The sequence below is a fragment of the Caballeronia pedi genome, from assembly GCF_001544915.2.
GTDB classification, from domain to species: Bacteria; Pseudomonadota; Gammaproteobacteria; order Burkholderiales; family Burkholderiaceae; genus Caballeronia; species Caballeronia pedi.
This window is the reverse complement of the sequence record NZ_FCOE02000004.1, coordinates 156,400-177,712: the sequence shown is the minus strand read 5'-3', so window position 1 is coordinate 177,712 and position 21,313 is coordinate 156,400. Positions and strand designations below refer to the sequence as shown.

Below are 21,313 nucleotides of genomic sequence, written 5' to 3'. Positions count from 1 at the left end.
GTGTCTTCATCTACCGCATGACCGAATCCCTGCTTCTCGCTTCGCACGATCTTCCCGCGCGCTGGCGGCATCGACGCGTCTTCACTTTCGTCGATACGACATTCAGCGTCTTTCCTTCGCTGTGGCAACGCTGGCGCGCCGACGAGCAACGTTGCGACCGGCTGCATGTCGTCGCCGTCGCGCCGCTTGCCGCGCTCGACGATCCACCTTGCGCCGATGATCCAACGCTCATCGCTGAACTCGCGCGCGTGTGGCCGATGCGCGTGCCGGGTGTGCATCGGCTCGAATTCGACGATGGCCGCGTGGTGCTGACGCTCGCCATCGGCGACGACACGCAAGCGCTGCTGTCGAAACTCTGGCTGCGCGCCGACGCGTTCCATGTCGATGCAACCGGCGACGCGCGCACGTTGTGCAAGACGCTCGCGCGCTTTGCCGGCGACGGCGCGACGTTCAGCGCGTGCGCCGCCGATGCGCTTCATGCGCCCTTGCGACGCGCGCTGGAAGCGTCGGGATTCGCGTGTTCATCGGCGTCTACGGACACGCAGCTCATCGCGCGCTTCGCGCCGCGCTGGCGCGTGCGCCGTCACGAGCCGCCGCTTCCGTGCGATGCGAACCTGCGCGAAGCCATCGTGATCGGCGCGGGCCTCGCGGGTTGCGCGGTGAGTTCGCGTTTGGCTGCGCGCGGCTGGCGCGTTACGCTGATCGATCGCCATGCGTTGCCCGCGCGCGATGCATCGGGCAATCCGGCGGGCGTGTTTCATCCGATCGTCTGGCGCGACGACAGCGTCGCCGCACGCCTCACGCGCGCGGGCTTTCTCTACGCGTTACGCCGCTGGCAGTCGCTCGAAGATGCGCGGCACGACCTCTTGCGCAGCGGCGCGGGCCTGCTTCAGATCGCCGATAGCGCCGACGATGCCGACGCGCTCGCCGCCGCCATCGCGCGTTTCGCGTATCCATCGGACTACGTGCAGCCGATGACGCGCGACGATGCGGCGCGCCTCGCCGGCATGGAGGTCGCGCGCGGCGGCTGGTTCTTTCCGCGCGGCGGTGCGATCTCGCCGGCCGCGGTCTGCGCGGCGCAACTCGCCGATGCGTCCGCGCACATCACGCCGCGCATGCAGACCGACGTCACGCGCATCGCGCACGATGGCAAGCTCTGGCGCGCGTTCGACGCCAGCGCCGACGAGATCGCGCGCGCGCCGGTCATGGTGCTCGCGAATGCTCACGATGCCGCGCGGCTCGCCGGCCTGTACGGCGCACCGACCCGCAGCGTGCGCGGCCAGCTCACCGTGCTCGATCCGGGCGCGCTCGATGCATTGCGCATGCCGGTGATCGGCGAAGGTTATGCGGTGCCGCTCGGCGCGCAAGGCACGTTGATCGGCGCGACCTACGATATCGACGATCCCGACCGCGAGATCCGCGACGCCGGCCATCAAGAGAATATCGAGCGCGTCGCGGGCATGTTGCCTGGTCTCGCGCCCACGCCGAACAGAGTGCGCGCGGGCCGGGTCGCGTTTCGCTGCGTGACGAGCGACCGCATGCCGATGATCGGCCAGCTCGCGGATGAAATCGCCGCGCGCCGCGATGCGCATCGATTGTCGGGCGCGTGGCCGCTCGATCTGCCGCGTATGCCCGGCCTCTACGGCGCGTTCGCGTTCGGCTCGCGCGGACTCGTCTGGGCGACGCTCGCGGCCGAGCTGATCGCCGCGCAGATCGAAGGGGAGCCGTGGCCCATCGAACGCGAACTGGCCGAAGCGATCGATCCAGCCCGTTTTTTGCTACGCGCTTTGCGGCATGGAGAAATCGCCCCGGCCTAGTTGTCCCCGGCGCGCTGTGGATAACCCCTCGGAATGCATGCGAAAGACATGTGCACGCGTTGTGCACGTAAACGGGACAACTCGAAGCCGCCTTGAATCGGCCGAAAGTTGTTCCGGGTTGACCGCGCGGCCCCAACATGTTTACCGCGCGCTTTTGCTTCTCTCAAACGACTGAATAAAAAGACGAAAGCAGTGTTATCCACAGAACATGCGGATGCTTGTTAACTGCTACTACGTATATATAAAGTAAACCTGTAAACACCTGACGGCGAGGCTATCGGTCAGCCGTAAGCACGCAATCGGAAGCCGTCGATAACGGCAACCGGTCAGCCTTTCCATCCTGGTCCCGGCAAGGCAGTCGCTTTTACTTCATAAGAATCATGAGCTTGGACTTTCTGTCAGGGGCTCCGAGGTATGGCACAATCGCGCTTCTTCCTGCGTCGCGCCGTTCAGACGGCGACCGCTTCAATGGAACGATGGTTGCGCGCCAAGAATCTGATCAACGAAGCCGCACCGTCGTTTGCTGTGTTCGGCCCGACAATCGCGCGGGCGCCGCTTGTACGACTCCTGTCACACGAATCCGGGATCTCCGGTGCGACATTGAGGGCATGCAAGGCGCGCCGCTGTCAGCCGAATACGTCGTCTAATTCGTGCACGGCCTGTCCGTGACGCCGTGTTCGTTCGCTTTTCGTTTCGCCTGAATGAACCAGCGCTCGCCTTGACCCGGCGGATGCGCCTCGCCCGCGAGCGCGCGCCGTCGATGCGAGTCTCGTAACGGAATGTGCACGCTCTGCTGCAGCAACGAAGGAGAAGCCAATACGATGAATTCGGCATTTTCATTTTTGCCCGCGTGGCCGCTTGAGCCCGACGCCATTCTGTGGGCCGGTCTCGCGCTCGTCACGGCGGGACTCGCCGGAGAACTGCTATGGCGCGCGTGGCGCCTGCCGCGCATCACCGGGTTCGCGGTGATCGGACTGATCGCCGGCAACGCAGGGCTGGGCGTCATCGACTCCAGCGCGGGCGGTTTGTCGCGGCCATTGCTCGATGTCGCGCTCGGCCTGCTGCTCTTCGAACTGGGCGGGCGGCTCGATCTGCGATGGATCCGCCGCAATCCGTATCTGGTGCTCTCCAGCATCGCCGAATCGACGCTCACGTTCGGCCTCGTGCTGATCGCGCTGATGCTGCTCAATGTGCCGACGATGCCCTCGGTCGTGATCGCCGCGATCGCCATGGCGACGTCGCCCGCGATGGTCATCCAGTTGAAGACCGAGTTGCGCGCGGAAGGCCAGGTGACGCAGCGTCTCCTGACGCTCACTGCGCTCAACAGCATGTATGCGGTGATCGTCGAAAAGCTCGCGGCCGGCGTGCTGCATCAGGAAATCTACGGCAACGCGCTCGCGACGATCCTTCAGCCGCTCTATCTGCTGATCGGCTCGCTCGTGCTCGCGTTCCTGCTGGCGCGCGCGTGCAATCTGCTGGTCCGGCGTCTGCCCGCGAACGACGAGCATTCGTTCGTCGCGCTGTTCGGGCTCGTGCTGCTGGCCATCGCGGTGGCGCACCTCTTCAAGCTGTCGACGATTCTCGCACTGCTCGCCGCCGGCATCATCGTGAAGAACGCCGATGAGCGGCCGCAACTCTGGCCGTCGCATTTCGGCTCCGCCGGATGGCTGCTCACTGTCATCCTTTTCGCGCTGACGCTGACGTCGTTCCAGTGGCGCGATATCGCGCTCGGCGGCGTCGCGGCGCTCGGGCTGATCGTCGCGCGCTTCATCGGCAAGCTGGCGGGCGTGCTGATCTTCGCCAAACCGAGCGGCCTCGACTGGAAGCAGGGCGCGGCGCTCGGCCTCGCGCTCACGCCGATGTCGGCGCTTGCGTACGTGCTCGTCGACGACATGTACGTGCTCTATCCGGACTACGATCCGACGCTGCGCGCGATCATCATGTGCTCGATCGTCGTGCTGCAGATCGTCTCGCCTTTCGTGGTGTACCGTAGCCTGTCGGCGGTGGGCGAGCGGCGCGAGTAAGCGCGCCCCTCCGCTCAGGCATTGATCATTCAAGAGGCGCCATGGCACTCGAACCCTTCATCAACTCAGAACCGTTCACGTTCGGCGTCGAGCTTGAGATCCAGGTCGTCAACACGCACGACTACGATCTGACCCGCGCCGCGTCGGACCTCATGCGTCTCATCAAGGACGAAAAGATTCCGGGCAACATCACGCCCGAAATCACCGAAAGCATGATCGAGCTGTCGACCGGCATCTGCACGACGCACGAGCAGGCCGTCACGGACCTTCGCAAGATTCGCGATACGCTCGTCGCCGCGGCGGACCAGCTCAACGTCGGCCTGGCCGGCGGCGGCACGCATGCGTTCCAGCAATGGAGCGATCGCCAGATCTACGACGCGCCGCGCTTTCAGTACATCTCCGAACTGTACGGCTACCTCGCCAAACAGTTCACGGTGTTCGGCCAGCACGTCCATATCGGCTGTCCCGACCCGAACAGCGCGCTGTTCCTGCTGCACTCGATGTCGCGCTATATCCCGCATTTCATCGCGCTTTCGGCGTCGTCGCCGTACATTCAGGGCGTCGATACGGGGTTTCATTCGGCGCGCCTGAATTCGGTTTTCGCGTTCCCGCTGTCGGGCCGTGCGCCGTTCGTGCTGACCTGGGACGGCTTCGAGGAATACTTCTCGAAGATGGTCAAAACAGGCGTGGTCAACAGCATGAAGGACTTCTACTGGGATATCCGGCCGAAGCCCGGTTTCGGCACGATCGAAGTGCGCGTGATGGACACGCCGCTGTCGGTCGACAGGGCCGCCGCGATCGCCTGCTACATCCAGACGCTGTCGCGCTATCTGCTGCTCGACAAGCCGCTCACGCCGCGCGAGGACGATTACCTCGTGTACACCTTCAATCGCTTCGAGGCGTGCCGCTTCGGGCTGGAAGGCACCTGCATCCATCCGCAGACGGGCGAGCGCCGGACCATCGGCGAGGATATTCTCGCAACGCTCGATCTGCTCGGCCCTCACGCCGAAGTGCTCGGCTCGCAGGCCGCACTCGCGGAGGTGGCCGAGATCGCGCGCGGCACGAACGATGCGACATGGCTGCGCGGGGTGGTGGACAAGGAAAAATCGCTGCATGAGGCAGTCAGGCAGCAATGTCTGCAGTGGCGCAGATAACACCGCGCTTACGCTGAGAAAGATCAGCGAATCACGACGAAAGGCCGCTTCGATACGCTTCGAAGCGGCCTTTTTCTCTGGTTCGTATGAAACATTTGCATCACGTGCGCCGTCAGAAGGAGAACTGATTCGGTGTCGCTAAGGTTTACTTCAGGAAATCCGTATACATACGTAATAGTAGTTAACAAGTCCCGTGCCTCGCTGTGGAAAACGTCAAAAAGCAGTGCAAAGTCAACCAGCTAGCAGGACGATAACCATGCGGGGTCTTTGTGCGTCGCGAGATGACATTCGGGACAACGGAAAGTCGCTTGACGGCGCGTTAAGTGTTATCAAGAATACGTCCACATACAAAGAACACGCTTTTCCACGGGTTATCCACAGTTCTGCGTGGATAATTAAGGTGTACGTTTGTTCTATGTCGCTTAGAATGGCGACTCTGCGGATATGGCGTTATAGTCGGCAGGAAAACAGCGCCACTGGCAGCAACATAAGACGGCGCATAACGAAGAGGGTAGCAACGTCCCCATTCAGGCACCGCTAATTGGGTTGGCACGCCTGAATTTTGAGACGGCGGGGACCGAGAACGAAGGGCAGCTCGCAAGGGGTTCGGAGTACATTCTGCGGGCGACATTTCGAACGAGGTGTTCGCGGCGGTTGCGCGAACGGGCCGTCAGAACACATAAGCGGAACAACAAGCGAAAGATTATGAGTGAAGGCGTTTACGGAGAGCAGGCGACGGGGCGGGTGACCCACGGCCTGCTGAGGCTGAGCACCGCGATGCGCAGCCAGGCATGGGAATGGGCGGAAGGCGCGGGGCTGACGCCGACCCAGGGTGAAATTCTCGTTCTGCTGATGCAGCGCAAGGGGCCGATGCGCCTCGGCGAGATCGCGCGTGAAACGGCGTTGACCGCCGCCACGACGAGCGATGCGGTGAGCACGCTCGAAGGCAAAGGTCTCGTCGAGAAACGTCGCGCGCTCGACGACGGCCGCGCGCTCGCGGTGCGTCTGACAGCGCGTGGCCGCACGGCTGCGAAAAAGGCGCTGCAATGGCCGGACTTCCTCGCGAAGGCGGTCGGCACGCTGCGCGAGGACGAGCAGGTGGCGTTCTATCGCACGCTGTTGAAGACGATCCGTCAGCTCGAATCGCAGCAGCAGATTCCGGCGCATCGCATGTGCCTGTCCTGCTCGCACTTCGAAGCGAGCAAGAATCCGAAGAAGACGCCGCATCACTGCGCGCTTCTGCACCTCGACATGGCGGATACCGATCTGCGTCTCGACTGTTCGGTATACGAAGAAGCCGACCTCGCCACGCAGAAGAAGAGCTGGAAAATCTTCGCCCAGCTCGCCTGAGCGCGGTCGGTCGGTAGCAGCATCTGGCGTCATCTGGCGCTGTGAGGCCGCGGCGAGTCGGTTAGACTGTGCCCGTCGCGCCTCACAGCGAGGCGCGGCTCGTCACAACTCCGTCCGAGAATGCCGCCGATGAAACATGAAGTCCTGGCGATTCGCCACGTCTATTTCGAAGATCTGGGCAGCCTCGAACACGTGCTCGGCGACCGCGGCCACCTGGTGCGCTATCTGGACGTCGGGCGCGGCCGCATCGACGCGCCCAACCCTCTCGATCCCTCGCTGCTCGTCGTGCTTGGCGGGCCGATCGGGGCATACGAGGACGCGCACTATCCGCATCTCGCGCCGCTGCTGTCGATGCTCGAAAAGCGCATCGCGGCGGGCTTGCCGACCATCGGCATCTGTCTCGGCTCACAGCTGATCGCGCGGGCGCTCGGCGCGCGGGTGTATCCGTCGGGCCAGTTCGAACTCGGCTGGTCACCGCTCAGGCTGACCGACGCGGGCCGCGCGTCCGCGCTGCGTCATCTCGAAGCCGACGGCGCCGCCGTGCCCGTCTTTCACTGGCACGGCGATACCTTCGATCTTCCCAAGGACGCGACGCTGCTCGCATCCACCGATGTCTGCGCACATCAGGCGTTCGCCTGGGGCGATCACGTGCTCGCGCTGCAATGTCATCCGGAAGTGTTGACGGAGCGCTTCGAGAGCTGGCTGGTCGCCTATCCCGGCGATATCGCGAGGAGCGGCAGCACCGTTGCCGCGCTGCGCGAGGAAACCGCGCGTCACGGCGCGAATCTCGAACGCGCGGCGCGCGCGATGTTCGGCGAATGGCTCGACCGCTTCACCGTGGCGACGCGCTGACGTGTGATGGTATGAAGCATCGGGCGGCGGGCGTTCTGCACGCCGCGATTCGCGGTGCTATTCTCGATCGCTTACTTCTTGCGACGAGCCACCGCCATGAGCGCGCTGTTCAATCCCACGACCCTCCGCAGCCTCCAGATTCCCAATCGCATTTTTGTGTCGCCGATGTGTCAGTACTCCGCCGAGCGCGGCGAAGCCACGGCATGGCACATGATCCATCTCGGCCAGCTCGCGCTGTCGGGCGCGGGCATGCTGTTTATCGAGGCGACGGCCGTCGAGCCGGACGGCCGCATCACGCCGGGCGATCTCGGCCTCTGGGATGACGTCACCGAAGCCGCGCTGCGTCCGGTGCTTGCCGCGATCCGGCGGTATTCTAAGATCGCGGTGACGATGCAGTTGTCGCACGCGGGCCGCAAGGCATCGAGCCGCAAGCCGTGGGAAGGCGGCCAACTGATCTCCGTCGCCGATGGCGGCTGGATGACCTTCGCGCCGTCCGCCGTGCCGCACAAGCCGGAAGAAACGCCGCCGCTCGCGCTCGACGCCGCTGGCCTGATTCGCGTGAAGGAAGCGTTCGTCGCGTCGGCGAAGCGTGCGGCGCGGCTCGGCATCGACGGTATCGAGGTGCATTGCGCGCATGGTTATCTGCTGCATCAGTTCCTGTCGCCGCTCGCCAATCAGCGCACCGACGAATACGGCGGCTCGCGCGAAAATCGCATGCGTTTCCCGCTCGAAATCTTCGATGCCGTGCGCGCCGCGTTTCCCTCCGACAAACCCGTTGGCGTGCGCGTCTCCGCGACCGATTGGGTCGAGGGCGGATGGGGCATCGAAGACACGATCGCGTTCGCGTCGGAGCTGAAGAAACGCGGCGTCGACTGGGTCGATGTATCGTCGGGCGGTGTGTCGCCGTTGCAGAAGATTCCGCTGTCGTCGGGTTATCAGGTGCCGTTCGCGCAGGCCGTGAAGGAAGCCACGGGCGTGAACACCGTCGCGGTCGGACTGATCACCGAGGCGAAGGAAGCGGAGGAAATCGTCGCGAGCGGCCAGGCCGATTACGTCGCGATGGCGCGCGCGATGCTCTACGATCCGCGCTGGCCGTGGCACGCGGCGGCCGAGCTCGGCGCGACCGTCACGGCGCCGCCGCAGTACTGGCGCTCGCAGCCGCGCGATCAGAAGAATCTCTTTGGCGAGATCACCATCGGGCAACGCTGAAAAGCGCGAACATCATCCAGACGGTTGAGCATTCACGCGCCGGGAGTGTAGGATACCGGTCTGTTGAGCGTGAGCGTTCAACCGAGCGAACGCGGCGCCGTCGAGGCCACCGCGTTTTTTTTCATCCCGAGGTTCATCCCGATCGCGCGGGAGCGAAGCGTTATTTAAGGATTCGTTCGATGAGTTCACGCAGGGTCACCGTTCGCCGCTCCGGCGTACATGGCAAGGGCGTGTTTGCCGTGAAGCGGATTGCCGCGGGCGAGCAGGTGATGGAATACAAGGGCGAGCGCATTTCGTGGAAGGAAGCGCTGCGCCGCCATCCCCACAATCCCGAAGAGCCGAACCACACGTTCTACTTCGCACTCGACGACGGCCGCGTGATCGACGGCAAGATCGACGGCAACAGCGCGAAGTACATCAATCACTCGTGCGCGCCGAATTGCGAGGCCGAGGAAGTCGAAGGCCGCGTGTTCATTCACGCGCTGCGCGCCATCGAGGCGGATGAAGAGTTGAACTACGACTACGGACTCGTCATCGACGGCCGCATCACGAAGAAGCTCAAGCAGGAATACGAGTGCCGATGCGGCGCGAAGAAGTGCCGCGGCACGATGCTCGCGGTAAAGAAGGAAAAGGAAAAGAAGAAAAAGTAGGCCGCGCGCACGCGCTGCTTCGGTTCGAACGAGTCACGCAAACGCGTGGCTCTTTTTCATTCCGCGACGGGCGGCTTCTCTTCCTTCAGCGGCATGCGCACGATGAAACGCGCACCGCCTTCAGGCGCGTCCTCGTAGTGCACGGTGCCGCCGTGCAACACCATGATGTCGTGAACGATCGCGAGCCCGAGGCCCGCGCCGCCTTCGACGCTTTGCCCGTCGCCGCGGAAAAAGCGCTTGAAGAGATCCGGCTGCTGATCCGGCGGCACGCCGGGGCCGTTGTCTTCCACGACGACTTCGCCGAAGCGGCGGCCGTTCGCGTCGTGCCATTCCGTGACCGTCAGCGTGATGCGCGCGCCTTCGGCGCGAAACGGCGGAATGTATTTGAGCGCGTTGTCGATCAGGTTCGCGAGCACTTCGCGGCTGAGCACGATGTTGCCGCGCACGATCAGCGGATGCTCGTTGTCGGGATCGTCGAGACGCTGGAAGCCGAGATCCACACGCGCGGCGAGCGCACGCGGCACCCATTCGGCACCGGTTTCGAAAGCGAGCGCGGCGAGATCGAAATCGGCGAAACGCGCGGCCTGTTCGCCCGGTTCGGCGCGCGCGAGCGAAAGCAACTGGTTCGACAGACGCACCGCACGATCCGCCGATGCCCGCAGCTCCTTGACCGCTTCGATCGCCTTCGCGGGATCGCGCGAGCTGAGCGCCTGTTCCGCGTGCAGCTTGACCGCGGTCAGCGGCGTGCGCAACTGATGCGCGGCATCGGCGATGAATTTGCGCTGCGCGTCGAGCGCGGCCTGCAGGCGCACGAGCAGGCCGTTCATCGCGCTCGTGAGCGGGCGGATTTCGCTCGGCACGAAAGTTTCATCGACCGGTTCGAGCGAGATGTGGGTCTGCTGATTGAGCGTGTCGGCGAGATCGGTGAGCGGATTCAATTGCTGATTCACGACGCGCCAGACGATCACCCAGCCGGCGAGCAGCAGCAACAGCAACGGCATCATGATCGCGATCAGGAATTCCACCGCGATGCGATATCGCGAGCCCACGCGCTGCGCCACCTCGACGACGATCGGATTGCCCGTCGGCTGCGGCACGCGCACTTGCGCCGCGCGCACGGATACGCCCTGAAAGTGCGTCTCGAAAACGTACGCGTAATGAATGCGCCGCACGCTGGTGCCGGTGAGCGGCAGATCGGGCTCGCCGGCGATTTCCTCGTCGCCCGTGCTGATGCGGTAGATGAGCTGTTCGACGGGATCGGAGAACATCGCCTGCGCGAGCGGCGGCACGGTGACGGGGGCATCGACGCCCGCGAGCTGGATCTGCTTTGAGATCGCGGTGGCGAGATCCGCGAGCGAGCGGTCGACCACATGTTGCGTGTACTGCCAGGCGAGCCAGTACGCCATGAGACCGCTCATCAGCGCGAGCAGGGACAGCGGCGCGGCGAGGCGGCGCAGCAGCGTGCGCCGCAGACTCGGAGGCACCGGCGTCTCGGCGGCTTTCGAGCGCGCCAGATCGAGCCAGTCTTCGCGGGCGAAACGCTGGTCGCCCGCGCGGCGGGTGGGAAATCGCAAGGCGGTCTACGGCAGAAGCATTACGCCGCTTGCCGGATCTCCTGAAGCAGATAGCCGAAACCGCGAACCGTCACGATCTCCACGCGCGTGTTTTCGAGCTTCTTGCGCACGCGATGCACATAGACTTCGATGGCCGTATCGCCGAGATCGCCGCCGAAGTGCGTCAGGTGATCCTGCAATTGCGCCTTGCTCACGACGCGGCCATGACGCAGCAGGAGCATTTCGAGCACCGCGAATTCGCGCGGCGAGAGTTCGAGCGGACGTTCGTCGTTGAAGATGCGGCGATCGACACCCGAGAGGCGCAAGCCGCCGAGCGATACCTCGGGGCGCGGCACGTCGCCGTGCGGGCCGCTGCGGCGCATCACGGCGCGGATGCGCGCTTCCAGTTCCTGCGGCTCGAACGGCTTCAGCATGTAGTCGTCGGCGCCGCTGTTCAGGCCTTGCACGCGATCGTGCAGTTCGTCGCGCGCGGTGAGGATGATCACCGGCGTGTGACGGTTGCTCTGGCGGAAACGCGAGAGCAGCGTCATGCCGTCGATGCCGGGCAAGCCGAGATCGAGAATGACGAGTTCATGGCGGTTCTGCGCGAGCGCCTGCTCGGCGAAGATGCCGTCGTGCACCATGTCTACCGTGAAGCCGGATTGTTCGAGGCTGCTTTGAATGCCGCGCGCGATGGGGCGGTCGTCTTCGATCAGAAGGATTCGCATGGAGTCGCTCAAGTACAATGGGTTGAGCTCGGGCGGGCGGGGCGGTCGGTGACTTGCACGACGAGGCGGCGCGGGCTCGAGCCGGTTAAAACTCACATCTCATGCGGCGTTGCGCGACCGTATCCCGGAAGCCGCGTGCGGCCGTACACCTTTGTATTTCTGCCCGGACATGGCTGTCATCCCGATCCACGAACTCGAAGCCGCGATCAACTACTGGCGCGGCCGCTCCCCGTCGAGCGGCGACGAACTCAGCCTCTGCAAGGAGGCGAGCGCGCTGTCCAGGCCCTATGCGCTGCTGATTGTACAGCGTCAGTCCAGCACGACGCCCGAGCAACTCGACGACGAGGCGCGCGCCGCGTGGGAAGCTTACGCGTGCTTCAAGAATGGCATTCGGAACTGAAAGGTATTTGACGTTCAAGCTTTCTGTTTAATGCTCGAATGCTTGCATTTGCGCTGATTCGTCAAAAATCCGCGTTGATTCCGCCTTTCAGCGATGTCATGGTTGGTAACACGCGTGTTACCTTGTTTGCCGCCGTAATGAATTCGTAAAGTGTGCGCGAAACGGCCCTTTTGCGCAAAGGGTTTGTGAGGTAGGGAGCGTTAATGCGATAAAGTCGCATTCACTACGGTTTCCGCGCGCATCCGCCTCATGCTCGAACTCGATCATTTCGACCTCGCCCTGCTCGACGTCCTTCAGCGTTTCGGGCGCGCCACGCATCAGCAACTGGGCGAGCAAGTGCCGCTCTCGCCATCGCAGATCGGGCGGCGTCTGCAGCGGCTGGAAGCGACTGGGGTTATCGAAGGGTATCGGGTGGTATTGCGGCCTGAGAAGCTCGGTCTCGGCGTGACCGCATTCACGAGCCTGAAATTGAAGCATCACGGGGATTCGATCATCGAGCAGTTTCAGCAGCAGATCGAGATGCTGCCCGAAGTGCTCGAATGTCACGCGACCGTCGGCGATGCCGATTATCTGCTGCGGATCGTCGCGCCGGATCTGAACGCGCTCTCAGGCTTCGTCATGAAAAAACTGATGCGTGTGCCGGGCGTCGACAGCGTGCGCTCGAACATCGTACTGACGACGTTCAAGCGCAATGGCCCGTTGCCGCTCACTCATCTGGCCGAGGATGACCCAGGACTGAGCAAATCCACGTAAGCGAGCGGCACGAGGTCCGTCTGCGCGACGCCGAGGCGCGCGAACATCGCGTGCGCTTCCTGTTCGCCGCCGGCTTCGTCGTCGTCCTGGCCGAGCACCACTTCCAGTTCGACGAAATCGCCGAGGCCGTCTACCCGGTCCAGATGAATGCGCGTGCGCCCGACCAGATACACGTGCCGCTCCTTCGAGACGATGCCGCGCGTCGTCAGCGCCTGCGCGAGCAGCGCGTGCATTGCTTCCGGATTCGTGACCGGGCTGCGTGAGTAGTACGAGACTTTCGGGCCGTCGCGGTCGTCGCGCTGATAGAAGATCAGCTCGGACGGCGTGCCGTCGTCGAACTGGCGCAGCTTGAGGCGGCCGGTGGGCACGTCGTAGAAGAAGTCCTGTTGGCGGAAAACCAGCGGTGCGTCGGGGGCGAGCGCGGCCGCGCGCTCGCGGAGTTGCTCGAATCGATGCGCGCGCGCCTTGATTTCGATGTTGCGTGCCATGAAGGCTCCTCGAACACAATGGGATGGATGAGCGAGGGCTCAGCCTAGCAAACATTCGATGAAGCCCGCTTGAATGCACCTGCGCGCCGACCCGGTATTTCCACCGAGATGTCTTCTCAGACGGCCCATTGTGCGTCGATCAGCCGCAGCGCCGCTGCGATCGCCGGTTCCTCGCGGCGCTCCGCGAGCGTGACGAAGGACAGCTGCGTCGGCACGGTGACGCCCTCGACGATCGTCAGCGCATGCGCATGCGCCTGTGCGAGCGCGATCGAATCCCGCGCGAGCGAAAGCCCGACGCCCGATTTCACGAGATCGAGCATCGACGGCTCCTGATCCACCTCCGCGACGATCACCGGCATCGCGCCGGCCTCGCGAAAAATGCGCGACAGGAGCCGGTTATGCGCGGATTCGGGCGGCGTCCAGATCCACGGCAGCTTGGCGAGCGCCGCCCAGCTCCGTTTGCCCTTGTTGACGCGGTTGTGCCAGCCCGCCGGCGCGAGCACGCGATACAGAAACGGCGTGAGCCTGACGACGTGAAAGCGCTCACCATCACGCGTGCCGTCGATAGCCGGATCGCCGATGTAATAGCCCACGTCCAGCTCGCGCGCCCGCACGCGCTCCAGCACCCAGCCCGACATGCCGTGCCGCAGCGACGTCTCGATGCGCGGATGGGTCTCCACCAGTTGGCGCAGAAAGCCGCCGAGGCGCAGAAACTCGGGATCGAGAATCGTGCCGATGCGAAGCGTGCCGCTCACTTCATGACGTAGCGCGGCCGCCGCGCGCTGCACGTCGGCGGCCGCGGCGAGCGCGCGTTCGGCGTGCGGCAGCAGCGCTTCGCCATCGCGCGTCAGCAGCAGACCGTGCGACGTGCGCGAGAACAGCACGACGCCCAGCATCTCCTGCAGGTTCTTGATCTGCAGGCTGACGGCCGGCTGCGTGAGATGCAGTTGCGCGGCGGCACGCGTCAGATTGCCTTCGCGTGCAACAGTGATAAAGGCGCGCAGTAGGGTGTAGTCCATCGGCTGATATTAAAGCTTCTTATATCCCAGTTGAACATATCTCATTGGATTCGGGGGCGCATCCGGCAGTACGCTCGGGTTGAGTCGCACGAGACGGCGTACGAAGGAGACATCGATGAAACAGAACGCGCGCAAGCTGGAAGGTGAATTCGACTACATCATCGTCGGCGCGGGCACGGCGGGATGCGTGCTGGCGAATCGGCTCACCGAAGATCCGGACGTGAACGTGCTGCTGCTCGAAGCCGGCGGCAAGGACGACTATCACTGGATCCACATTCCGGTCGGCTATCTGTATTGCATCGGCAATCCGCGCACGGACTGGCTCTACAAGACGCAGGCCGAAGCGGGTCTGAACGGCCGCACGCTCGCGTATCCGCGCGGACGCGTGCTCGGCGGATGCTCGTCGATCAACGGCATGATCTACATGCGCGGCCAGCGCGAAGATTACGACGAGTGGGCGCATGTCAGCGGCGATCCGAACTGGTCGTGGGATTCGGTGCTGCCCGTGTTCGTGCGCAGCGAAGATCATCACGGCGGCGGCAATTCATGGCATGGCGCGGGCGGCGAATGGCGCGTCGAGAAGCAACGTCTGAAGTGGAAGATTCTTGAGACCTTCGCGCAGGCCGCGCAGCAAAGCGGCATTCCCGCGACCGACGATTTCAATCGCGGCGACAACACGGGCGTCGGTTATTTCGAAGTGAACCAGCGCGGCGGGATTCGCTGGAACGCCGCGAAAGCTTTCTTGCGCGAAGCGATGAAGCGTCCCAATCTCACCACGATCACCGGTGCGCATACGCAGCGTCTCGTGTTCGAAGGCATGCGCTGCGTCGGCGTGGAGTATCGCGGCGGCGATGTCGATTACATCGCGCGTGCGCGTCGCGAAGTCATCCTCAGCGCGGGCGCGGTGAATTCGCCGCAGATCCTCGAACTGTCGGGCATCGGCAATGGCGAGCGTCTGCAACGGCTCGGCATCGATGTCGTGAAGAGCCTGCGCGGCGTCGGCGAAAATCTGCAGGACCACTTGCAATTGCGCATGGCGTACAAGGTCAACGGCGTGCGTACGCTCAATACGTTGTCGGCGCACTGGTGGGGCAAGCTGTTCATCGGCATGCAATACGCGTTGATGCGAAGCGGTCCGATGTCGATGGCGCCGTCGCAACTCGGCGCGTTCGCGAAGTCCAATCCCGACGATGCATCGATCAAGCGGGCCGATGTCGAATACCACGTCCAGCCTTTGTCGCTCGAACGCTTCGGCGAGCCGCTGCATGCGTTCAACGCGTTCACGGCATCGGTGTGCAATCTGCGGCCGACATCGCGTGGCAGCGTGCATATCGAATCGCCGGATGCGCATGCGGCGCCGCTGATCGCGCCGAACTATCTGTCGACGGAGCGCGACCGCGAAGTCGCCGCGAATTCGTTGCGTCTCACGCGGCGCATCGTCGGCGCGCCCGCGCTGGCGCAATACGCGCCCGAAGAAATTCTTCCGGGCATCCAGTATCAGACGCAGGAAGAGCTCGCCGAAGCCGCGGGCAAGATCGGCACGACGATCTTCCATCCGGTCGGCACGTGCCGCATGGGCACGGACAACGATCCGGGCGCGGTCGTCGACAGCCGCTTGCGCGTGATCGGCGTGCGCGGGCTGCGCGTGGTCGACGCATCGGTGATGCCGACCATCACATCGGGCAACACCAACTCGCCGACGCTGATGATCGCCGAACGCGCAAGCGACATGATTCGCGAGGACCGTCGTAGCATCGAAGCGCAGGAAGTGATCGCGACGGCGCTTGCGTGACAGATCGATGAAACCCACGCTCCACATGTCGGGATGACATGGGCATGGCGCGTGCATGACGCAATGCTTATACGCACGGGGAATAAGCATTCGTCATGCCCTTATTGCGTGCATGGCCAAAGGCTCCAAGCATTTCGTTAGTTAGTGCAAATCCCAATGATTGCGCTGCATCATTGGCGCGACAATGGCCCCGGAATTAGTGATGCTCGGCATGCCACGTGCACACTTTGTGCGGCCGCAACAGCGGTGCGCGAAGCGAAGCAGTACCGGAATGGGGACAACGTTCGGTGCGCGCGGAAAGAAATAATAAGGCGCAGGCGAACACAGTTTGCCCAGCGTCTCACTTCGCATGGAAGGGGACATGATTCTCGGCGACACCATTCTGGAAACGCGAGGGCTCACAAAGGAATTCAAAGGCTTCACGGCCGTGAATGGCGTGAACCTGCGCGTTCGCCGCGGATCGATCCACGCGCTGATCGGACCGAACGGCGCAGGCAAAACCACCTGCTTCAACCTGCTCACGAAGTTTCTCGAACCCACTGCGGGTCAGATCGTATTCAACGGCACGGACATCACGCGCGAACGGCCGGCGCATATCGCGCGGCGCGGCATCATCCGCTCGTTTCAGATTTCCGCCGTGTTTCCGCATCTGACTGTCTTGCAGAACGTGCGCATCGGGCTGCAGCGGCAATTGGGCACGTCGTTCCATTTCTGGCGCAGCGAACGTTCGCTCGATGCGCTCAACGACCGCGCGATGGACCTGCTCACGCAAGTCGGCCTCACCGATTTCGCCGATACGAAAACCGTCGAGCTTTCGTACGGCCGCAAGCGCGCGCTGGAAATCGCGACCACCCTGTCGATGGAGCCCGAGCTCATGCTCCTCGACGAACCCACGCAAGGCATGGGCCACGAGGACGTCGATCGCGTCACGGCGCTGATCAAGAAAGTGTCGGCGGGCCGCACCATCCTGATGGTCGAGCACAACATGAACGTGATCGCGGGCATCTCCGACACCATCACCGTACTTCAGCGCGGCGAAGTGCTGGCCGAAGGCAGCTACGCGGAAGTGTCGAAGAATCCGCTCGTGATGGAAGCCTACATGGGCAGCGCCGATGCGGCGCTCACCGGAGCGCATGCATGAGTACGATCGTGGAGGAGCGCCGCTCGCGCGAGGCGAACGGCGGGGCGAACAATGCGCCCGCGCTGGAAATTTCGGGTCTGCAGGCGTGGTACGGGGAATCGCACATCCTGCACGGCGTGGACCTCAAGGTGAATCGCGGCGAAGTGGTGACGCTGCTCGGCCGCAACGGCGCGGGCCGCACCACCACGCTGCGCGCCATCATGGGTTTGACGGGACGAAGGACGGGCTCGATTCGCGTCGCGGGAAACGAAACCATCGGGCTTGCCACACACAGGATCGCGCATTACGGGGTCGGCTATTGTCCGGAGGAGCGCGGCATTTTTTCGAGCCTCTCGTGCGAGGAGAACCTGCTCCTGCCGCCGCTCATCGGCCCGGCGAAGGACGCGATGTCGCTCGACGAGATCTACTCGATGTTCCCGAACCTGAAGGAGCGCCGCGCCAGCCAGGGCACGCGTCTTTCGGGCGGCGAGCAGCAGATGCTGGCCGTCGCGCGCATTCTGCGCACGGGCGCGAATCTGCTTCTGCTCGATGAAATTTCGGAAGGTCTCGCGCCGGTCATCGTGCAGACACTCGCGCGCATGATTCTCATGCTGAAGTCGCGCGGCTACACAATCGTCATGGTCGAACAGAATTTTCGTTTCGCGGCGCCGCTCGCGGACCGCTTTTACGTGATGGAGCACGGAAACATCGTCGAGCATTTCGGCGCGGGGGAACTCGAAGCGAAGATGCCAGTGCTGCACGAATTGCTCGGGGTGTAGTTCTCTTCAGCGCAGTACATCAGCAGGGCAACACCAGTAACACCGCATCGAATCAAAACTCATGGAGACTGGAATGAAAAAGAAGACCCTCGCGCGCCTCTCTACTCTGTGCTTTGCGGCTGCGGCGGCGAGTGTGGCGGTGATGAGCACGAGCGCCAGCGCCGCCGACGGCAACAGCGTGAAGATCGGCTACGTCACCGATCTGTCGGGCCTGTATGCCGACATCGACGGCCCCGGCGGCCTCGAGGCCATTCGCATGGCGATCGCCGATTTCGGCGGCAAGGTCAACGGCAAGCCGATCGAACTCGTCTACGCGGATCACCAGAACAAGGCCGATATCGCTGCTTCGCGCGCCCGCGAATGGATCGACCGCGATGGCGTGAACGTGATCATCGGGGGCACCAATTCGGCGACGGCGCTGTCCACCGCGCAAGTCGCGGCGGAGAAGAAGACGCCGTACATCAACATCGGCGCGGGCGCGGACAACCTGACCAACGAGCAGTGCTCGCCCTACACGGTTCACTACGCGTACGACACGATGGCGCTCGCGAAGGGCACCGGTTCCGCGGTGACCAAGCAGGGCGGCAAGACGTGGTACTTCCTGACCGCCGACTACGCGTTCGGCAAGGCGCTCGAAAAGAACACGTCGGATGTCGTGAAGGCCAACGGCGGCCAGGTGCTCGGCGAGGTGCGCCATCCGCTGTCCGCGTCGGACTTCTCGTCGTTCCTGTTGCAGGCGCAGGGATCGAAGGCGCAGGTGCTCGGCCTCGCGAACGCGGGCGGCGACACGATCAACTCGATCAAGGCCGCGAAGGAATTCGGCATCACCAAGTCGATGAAGATCGCCGCGCTGCTCATCTTCATCAACGATATTCACAGCCTGGGACTGGAGACGACCCAAGGCCTCGTCGCGACGGACAGCTGGTACTGGAACAAGGATGAAACCACGCGCAAGTGGGCGCAGCGGTACTTCGGCAAGATGAAGAAGATGCCGTCGAGCCTGCAGGCAGCAGACTACTCCGCCGTGACGACGTACCTGAAGGCCGTGCAGGCGGCCGGCACGACGGACAGCGACAAGGTCATGGCGCAGCTCAAGAAGACCAAGATCGACGACTTCTACGCGAAGGGCACGATCCGCGAAGACGGCGCGATGATCCACGACATGTACCTGATGGAAGTGAAGAAGCCGTCGGAATCGAAGGAGCCGTGGGACTACTACAAGATCACCGCGACGATTCCGGGCGACCAGGCGTTCGGCACGAAGGCAGAGTCGCGCTGCAAGCTCTGGAAGTAAGCGTTCGGTAGTGCCTAAGCGCGTTCGCGCGGCGGGCGGCCGAAAGGGCCGCTTCGCCGTCGCACCCGCGTCAACACGTTTCTGACGGCAGGTTCAATGGAAATATTCGGCATTCCACTCGCCGCAATGATGAGCCAGCTGCTGCTCGGGCTGGTGAACGGCTCGTTCTACGCGATCCTGAGCCTCGGGCTCGCGGTGATCTTCGGCCTGCTCAACGTCATCAATTTCGCGCACGGCGCGCTCTTCATGCTGGGCGCGATGCTTGCGTGGATGGGCTACTCGTATCTCAGCATTCCGTACTGGGCCATGCTCGTGCTCGCGCCGCTCGTCGTCGGGCTGTTCGGCGTGCTCGTCGAGCGCTCGATGCTGCGCTGGCTCTACAAGCTCGATCATCTCTACGGGCTCTTGCTCACGTTCGGCCTCACGCTCGTGGTCGAAGGCGTGTTCCGCTCCATCTACGGTTCGTCGGGCCAGCCCTATGACGTGCCGTCTCTGCTGTCGGGTGCGACCAATCTCGGCTTCATGTTCCTGCCGAACTATCGCGCGTGGGTGGTCGTCGCGTCGCTCGCGGTGTGCTTCGCGACGTGGTTCGTGATCGAGAAGACGCGCATCGGCGCATATCTGCGCGCGGGCACGGAGAACCCGAAGCTCGTCGAGGCGTTCGGCATCAACGTGCCGATGATGATCACGCTCACCTACGGCTTCGGCGTCGCGCTCGCGGCGTTCGCGGGCGTGCTGGCCGCGCCGGTCATTCAGGTTTCGCCGCTGATGGGCCAGTCGATGATCATCACCGTGTTCGCGGTCGTCGTGATCGGCGGCATGGGCTCGATCATGGGTTCGATTCTCACCGGCCTGCTGCTCGGCGTGATCGAGGGTTTCACGCGCGTGTTCTATCCGGAAGCGTCCGCGACGGTCGTCTTCGTCATCATGGCGATCGTGTTGATGATTCGCCCGGCAGGACTCTTCGGCAAGGAAAAATGATGCAGAGAAAAGCGCTCTACGCCCTGTTGCTGATCGGCCTCGCGGTGGCGCCGTTTGTCGGCGTGTATCCGTTGTTCATGGCGAAGGTGCTGTGTTTCGCGCTGTTCGCGGCGGCGTTCAACTTGCTGATCGGCTATACGGGGCTGCTGTCGTTCGGGCACGCGATGTTCCTCGCGACGGCGGGTTATGTCACGGGTTACGCCATCCAGTCGCTCAACTTCACGCCGGAACTCGGCGTGATCGCGGGCACGGCGGCGGCGACGCTGCTCGGCCTCGTCGCCGGCCTGCTCGCGATCCGGCGTCAGGGCATCTATTTTGCGATGGTCACGCTCGCCCTCGCGCAGATGGTGTACTTCGTCTTCCTGCAGGCGCCGTTCACGCACGGCGAGGACGGCCTGCAGGGCGTGCCGCGCGGCAAGCTCTTCAACGTCGTCGATCTCGGCAACGACATCACGCTCTACTACGTCGTGCTCGTCGTGATGCTGCTCGCGTTCGCGCTGATCGTGCGCATCGTGCATTCGCCGTTCGGGCAGGTGCTGATCGCGATCAAGGAAAACGAGCCGCGCGCCATTTCGCTCGGCTACGACACTTCGCGCTACAAGCTGCTGGCATTCGTGTTGTCGGCGGGGCTGGCCGGTTTCGCCGGTTCGCTCAAGACGGTCGTGCTCGGCTTCGAAACGCTCGGCGACGCCTACTGGACGATGTCCGGTCTCGTGGTCCTGATGACGCTCGTCGGCGGCATGAGCACGATGTTCGGGCCGCTGCTCGGCGCGGCGATCATCGTTGCGCTGGAGGACCGGCTCGGGGATATCGGCAGCGGCATCGCGCGCATCACGGGCGTGGCGTGGTTCAACTCGCTCGGCGAATCGGTGACGATCGTGACGGGCGTCATCTTCATCGCGTGCGTGCTGGCGTTCCGTCGCGGGATCGTCGGAGAGATCGTTGCGCGGGTTCGGCCGCTGCAAGGATGAAGATATTTGATTCGCGATCCGAACCAATAGTGCAATTGCGAGAAGCACGCTGTATTGCAAGAAATACGCCCCGATGAGGTGCTTTTGTGCACCACTAGGGTAAATGCTAGGTTGTCGCGCAGTGTTGCGTTCTTTAACATGCGTCCTAGTTCTGTTGCACCCAGATTTTTGAGGTGGAGAACGAGGAGACATGAGGCACAAAGTGCCCGACCGAAAAGCGCTGTTGGATGAGTCCAACAGCGCTTTTTTATTTGCCCGTCGATAATACGAATAATCCCGCCGGACGATTTTTAGCGGGTTTTCCCGAGGTTTTCCGCCTTGTGCGGCCGCGTTGCGAATGCGTTGAAAAAACAATGCCGAAGCGCAGCGGAAACCCTTC

General features: G+C 63.4%; 19 protein-coding genes. 15 read left to right on the top strand and 4 right to left on the bottom strand.

Features of this window, described 5'->3' with window-relative positions; translation table 11 throughout:
- The first annotated feature begins 17 nt into the window (after positions 1-17).
- From mnmC to AWB80_RS07905, 7 genes are all read left to right on the top strand, one after another.
- The gene (mnmC, locus tag AWB80_RS07935; protein WP_061174098.1) at positions 18-1,817 is read left to right on the top strand and encodes a bifunctional tRNA (5-methylaminomethyl-2-thiouridine)(34)-methyltransferase MnmC2/FAD-dependent 5-carboxymethylaminomethyl-2-thiouridine(34) oxidoreductase MnmC1; all 1,800 of its coding nucleotides are present in this window, start codon (positions 18-20) and stop codon (positions 1,815-1,817) included.
- A gap of 821 nt (positions 1,818-2,638) precedes the next feature.
- Positions 2,639-3,841, top strand: a complete 1,203-nt coding sequence (locus AWB80_RS07930; RefSeq protein ID WP_061174316.1) for a cation:proton antiporter — start codon at positions 2,639-2,641, stop codon at positions 3,839-3,841.
- 41 nt (positions 3,842-3,882) lie between these two features.
- Positions 3,883-4,995 (top strand): YbdK family carboxylate-amine ligase, encoded by a 1,113-nt coding sequence (locus tag AWB80_RS07925; protein ID WP_061174097.1) that lies wholly within the window; start codon positions 3,883-3,885, stop codon positions 4,993-4,995.
- Positions 4,996-5,700: 705 nt separating this feature from the next.
- Positions 5,701-6,345 (top strand): MarR family winged helix-turn-helix transcriptional regulator, encoded by a 645-nt coding sequence (locus AWB80_RS07920; RefSeq protein ID WP_061174096.1) that lies wholly within the window; start codon positions 5,701-5,703, stop codon positions 6,343-6,345.
- Between the two features lie 129 nt (positions 6,346-6,474).
- Positions 6,475-7,197, top strand: coding sequence for a glutamine amidotransferase (locus AWB80_RS07915; RefSeq protein ID WP_061174315.1), 723 nt, complete (start codon positions 6,475-6,477; stop codon positions 7,195-7,197).
- Between the two features lie 96 nt (positions 7,198-7,293).
- A complete protein-coding gene (locus AWB80_RS07910; protein WP_061174095.1) occupies positions 7,294-8,406 on the top strand; it encodes an NADH:flavin oxidoreductase/NADH oxidase in 1,113 nt (370 codons plus the stop codon).
- Positions 8,407-8,585: 179 nt separating this feature from the next.
- Positions 8,586-9,056, top strand: a complete 471-nt coding sequence (locus AWB80_RS07905; RefSeq protein WP_061174094.1) for an SET domain-containing protein — start codon at positions 8,586-8,588, stop codon at positions 9,054-9,056.
- A 56-nt stretch (positions 9,057-9,112) separates the two neighbouring features.
- Here the strand turns inward: AWB80_RS07905 and AWB80_RS07900 are convergent, their stop codons facing one another.
- Positions 9,113-10,570 carry a sensor histidine kinase gene (locus AWB80_RS07900; protein ID WP_061174314.1) on the bottom strand — a complete coding sequence of 486 codons (1,458 nt, stop codon included), beginning with the start codon at positions 10,568-10,570 and terminating at the stop codon, positions 9,113-9,115.
- An 80-nt stretch (positions 10,571-10,650) separates the two neighbouring features.
- Positions 10,651-11,337, bottom strand: coding sequence for a response regulator transcription factor (locus AWB80_RS07895; RefSeq protein ID WP_014192702.1), 687 nt, complete (start codon positions 11,335-11,337; stop codon positions 10,651-10,653).
- Positions 11,338-11,506: 169 nt separating this feature from the next.
- Between AWB80_RS07895 and AWB80_RS07890 the strand changes: the two genes are divergently transcribed.
- Positions 11,507-11,737: a DUF3717 domain-containing protein gene (locus AWB80_RS07890; protein ID WP_061174093.1), complete on the top strand. Its 231-nt coding sequence runs from the start codon at positions 11,507-11,509 to the stop codon at positions 11,735-11,737.
- A gap of 249 nt (positions 11,738-11,986) precedes the next feature.
- Positions 11,987-12,490, top strand: a complete 504-nt coding sequence (locus AWB80_RS07885; RefSeq protein WP_061174092.1) for an Lrp/AsnC family transcriptional regulator — start codon at positions 11,987-11,989, stop codon at positions 12,488-12,490.
- Here the strand turns inward: AWB80_RS07885 and AWB80_RS07880 are convergent.
- Positions 12,448-12,978 (bottom strand): class IV adenylate cyclase, encoded by a 531-nt coding sequence (locus AWB80_RS07880; RefSeq protein WP_061174091.1) that lies wholly within the window; start codon positions 12,976-12,978, stop codon positions 12,448-12,450. The genes AWB80_RS07885 and AWB80_RS07880 overlap by 43 nt on opposite strands.
- Positions 12,979-13,094: 116 nt before the next feature.
- Positions 13,095-13,997 (bottom strand): LysR family transcriptional regulator, encoded by a 903-nt coding sequence (locus AWB80_RS07875; protein WP_061174090.1) that lies wholly within the window; start codon positions 13,995-13,997, stop codon positions 13,095-13,097.
- Positions 13,998-14,112: 115 nt separating this feature from the next.
- On the opposite strand from AWB80_RS07875, the gene AWB80_RS07870 reads away from it, so the two are divergent.
- The 6 genes from AWB80_RS07870 (at position 14,113) to AWB80_RS07845 (ending at position 20,934) form a co-directional block, all read left to right on the top strand.
- Positions 14,113-15,789: a GMC family oxidoreductase gene (locus tag AWB80_RS07870; RefSeq protein ID WP_061174089.1), complete on the top strand. Its 1,677-nt coding sequence runs from the start codon at positions 14,113-14,115 to the stop codon at positions 15,787-15,789.
- Between the two features lie 361 nt (positions 15,790-16,150).
- Positions 16,151-16,930, top strand: coding sequence for an ABC transporter ATP-binding protein (locus tag AWB80_RS07865; protein ID WP_008352429.1), 780 nt, complete (start codon positions 16,151-16,153; stop codon positions 16,928-16,930).
- Positions 16,927-17,688, top strand: coding sequence for an ABC transporter ATP-binding protein (locus AWB80_RS07860; protein ID WP_061174088.1), 762 nt, complete (start codon positions 16,927-16,929; stop codon positions 17,686-17,688). Before AWB80_RS07865 ends, AWB80_RS07860 begins: the two co-directional genes overlap by 4 nt.
- 73 nt (positions 17,689-17,761) lie before the next feature.
- Entirely contained in the window at positions 17,762-18,982 is a 1,221-nt protein-coding gene (locus AWB80_RS07855; protein WP_061174087.1) for an ABC transporter substrate-binding protein, read from the top strand.
- 96 nt (positions 18,983-19,078) lie between these two features.
- The gene (locus AWB80_RS07850) at positions 19,079-19,963 is read left to right on the top strand and encodes a branched-chain amino acid ABC transporter permease (protein WP_061174086.1); all 885 of its coding nucleotides are present in this window, start codon (positions 19,079-19,081) and stop codon (positions 19,961-19,963) included.
- On the top strand, positions 19,963-20,934 hold the full coding sequence (locus tag AWB80_RS07845) for a branched-chain amino acid ABC transporter permease (RefSeq protein ID WP_061174313.1): 972 nt from the start codon (positions 19,963-19,965) through the stop codon (positions 20,932-20,934). Before AWB80_RS07850 ends, AWB80_RS07845 begins: the two co-directional genes overlap by 1 nt.
- Positions 20,935-21,313: the final 379 nt, after the last annotated feature.

Excerpts from the sequence above, each read along its gene's own strand:
- AWB80_RS07930 (WP_061174316.1), top strand. The coding sequence starts at position 2,639 with ATGAATTCGGCATTTTCATTTTTGCCCGCGTGGCCGCTTGAGCCCGAC.
- AWB80_RS07910 (WP_061174095.1), top strand. The coding sequence starts at position 7,294 with ATGAGCGCGCTGTTCAATCCCACGACCCTCCGCAGCCTCCAGATTCCC.
- AWB80_RS07865 (WP_008352429.1), top strand. The coding sequence starts at position 16,151 with ATGATTCTCGGCGACACCATTCTGGAAACGCGAGGGCTCACAAAGGAA.
- AWB80_RS07860 (WP_061174088.1), top strand. The coding sequence starts at position 16,927 with ATGAGTACGATCGTGGAGGAGCGCCGCTCGCGCGAGGCGAACGGCGGG.
- AWB80_RS07905 (WP_061174094.1), top strand. The coding sequence starts at position 8,586 with ATGAGTTCACGCAGGGTCACCGTTCGCCGCTCCGGCGTACATGGCAAG.
- AWB80_RS07845 (WP_061174313.1), top strand. The coding sequence starts at position 19,963 with ATGCAGAGAAAAGCGCTCTACGCCCTGTTGCTGATCGGCCTCGCGGTG.
- AWB80_RS07915 (WP_061174315.1), top strand. The coding sequence starts at position 6,475 with ATGAAACATGAAGTCCTGGCGATTCGCCACGTCTATTTCGAAGATCTG.
- AWB80_RS07885 (WP_061174092.1), top strand. The coding sequence starts at position 11,987 with ATGCTCGAACTCGATCATTTCGACCTCGCCCTGCTCGACGTCCTTCAG.
- AWB80_RS07880 (WP_061174091.1), bottom strand. The coding sequence starts at position 12,978 with ATGGCACGCAACATCGAAATCAAGGCGCGCGCGCATCGATTCGAGCAA.
- AWB80_RS07925 (WP_061174097.1), top strand. The coding sequence starts at position 3,883 with ATGGCACTCGAACCCTTCATCAACTCAGAACCGTTCACGTTCGGCGTC.
- AWB80_RS07890 (WP_061174093.1), top strand. The coding sequence starts at position 11,507 with ATGGCTGTCATCCCGATCCACGAACTCGAAGCCGCGATCAACTACTGG.
- AWB80_RS07920 (WP_061174096.1), top strand. The coding sequence starts at position 5,701 with ATGAGTGAAGGCGTTTACGGAGAGCAGGCGACGGGGCGGGTGACCCAC.
- AWB80_RS07895 (WP_014192702.1), bottom strand. The coding sequence starts at position 11,337 with ATGCGAATCCTTCTGATCGAAGACGACCGCCCCATCGCGCGCGGCATT.
- AWB80_RS07875 (WP_061174090.1), bottom strand. The coding sequence starts at position 13,997 with ATGGACTACACCCTACTGCGCGCCTTTATCACTGTTGCACGCGAAGGC.
- AWB80_RS07855 (WP_061174087.1), top strand. The coding sequence starts at position 17,762 with ATGAAAAAGAAGACCCTCGCGCGCCTCTCTACTCTGTGCTTTGCGGCT.
- mnmC (WP_061174098.1), top strand. The coding sequence starts at position 18 with ATGACCGAATCCCTGCTTCTCGCTTCGCACGATCTTCCCGCGCGCTGG.
- AWB80_RS07870 (WP_061174089.1), top strand. The coding sequence starts at position 14,113 with ATGAAACAGAACGCGCGCAAGCTGGAAGGTGAATTCGACTACATCATC.
- AWB80_RS07850 (WP_061174086.1), top strand. The coding sequence starts at position 19,079 with ATGGAAATATTCGGCATTCCACTCGCCGCAATGATGAGCCAGCTGCTG.